The following is a 1,579-nucleotide window of genomic DNA, read 5'->3' as shown; positions in this document are numbered from 1 at the left end:
GGGGGGTGTCCCTATGTTTTTGTCAAGTGCCAGACCGATGTTGACGAGCACAGTCTTGGGAGTAGTTTCTTAGGCGTGCCTAGGAGCCGGCCAGCGTGTGCTGGTCGGCTTCGTCTTTGGGGCTTTATGCGGCGACGGGGCGTGGCGGGATTTCGCGGAAGAACTCCTTGTTTTTCAGCATCGCGTAGATGACATTGCATCGGCGTCGTGCCAGGCAGATGACTGCTGCGTTGTGGCGTTTTCCTTCAGCGCGTTTGCGTTCGTAATACCGCCGTGACGGTTCGTGGCTGCGGATAACTGCGAATGCGGAGTAGAACAAGGCGTTTTTCAGTCGTTTATTGCCTGACCGTGCCGGGAATTCACCTCTGATCGACGAACCGGATCGTCTAGTCACGGGTGCTATTCCAGCATAAGCAGCTAAGTGGCCAGCACTAGCGAAGTCGGAGCCATCACCGATCGCAAGAAGGATCTGCGCTGCGGTCTTGATGCCGACTCCGGGCATACTCATCAAGACCTCACAAAGAGGGAAATCAGCGAGCATCTCTTCAACCTGCTCAGCAATGGTGTTTCGTTGCTCTTTGAGGGCCTGGATGTTTGCAGCCAGTTGAGGAATTACTAACTCGGCGGCATCGCTTCCAGGCACGGTGACTGTTTGAGCTTTCAGCGCTGTAAAAATGTCGTCTACCAGCGGGGTGGGGTCTTTACGTGTGCGCTTGATCATCCAGTTCAACACTCGTTGGTATCCGGCTCTTTTTAGCCCCTGCGGTCCCTTGTAATGGATCAATAATTCCAGGATCGGCGTGCGAGTCAGGGTGCTACCAGCAAAAACTCGTTCCAGGCTGGGGTAGATCTGGGTGAGGACACTGCGAAGCCGATTGACAGTGCGAGTGCAATCGCGGGCGATGTCATCATCGAAGCCGGACAGCATCTTTAGGGCGGAGAGTACCTCATCATTGCGGTCGACGGCACGTAGCGTGTGGGGCATTGTGCGGGCGGTGTCGGCGATGATGAATGCGTCGCGTTTGTCTGTTTTTGCACGTCCCGGATAGAGATCTGCAGCTTTGCGCATCGCAAGACCTGGCAGGTATCCGACTTCGCAACCGCAGTCCCGGGCTACAGCAATCGGTAGTGCGCCGATGGTGTTGGGTTGGTCGACGATCACGAGCACGGTGCCAAGCTTCTGAAGCTGGTGAAAAACGCCTGCTAGTTCGGATTCGAGTTGAGGCAACGGTTTGTCGAAGACCTTGTTGCCATCACGGTCTAAGGCGCAGGCGTGGTGTTCAGATTTGCCGACGTCTAACCCAAGGAATATGTCGATGGAATGCTCCGGAGACATGATGAGCTCCTAGAAAACGAGATGGGTATGGCGTTGTTCCAGTCGCTGGTGTCATGACCTTCGTTGCAAGCACCCACGTTACAAAGAGACCTAGTTTAAAACTGGCCGTGTCCCTATCAGCTGTCATCGAAAGTCCTGGCACCCGGCGGCAACACCCCCCGGATTATGGAAACTACAGGGCAGGTAAGCCATACCGGGACCAGCGACTATCCCCATTATCGGGGACACTCACAAGGTAACGGG

Annotated in this window: 1 protein-coding gene; it reads right to left on the bottom strand. The window is 55.3% G+C overall.

The annotated features are described in order from the left end of the window. Positions 1–124 precede the first annotated feature (124 nt). Positions 125–1,336 (bottom strand): IS110 family RNA-guided transposase, encoded by a 1,212-nt coding sequence (locus HMPREF3067_RS09400; protein ID WP_011273191.1) that lies wholly within the window; start codon positions 1,334–1,336, stop codon positions 125–127. Between the last annotated feature and the right edge of the window lie 243 nt (positions 1,337–1,579).

Origin of the sequence: Corynebacterium sp. HMSC04H06 (assembly GCF_001815935.1) — a bacterium.
Taxonomy (GTDB): Bacteria; Actinomycetota; Actinomycetes; order Mycobacteriales; family Mycobacteriaceae; genus Corynebacterium.
The sequence above is the reverse complement of the archived record's forward strand: the minus strand, read 5'-3'. Positions and strand labels throughout refer to the sequence as shown.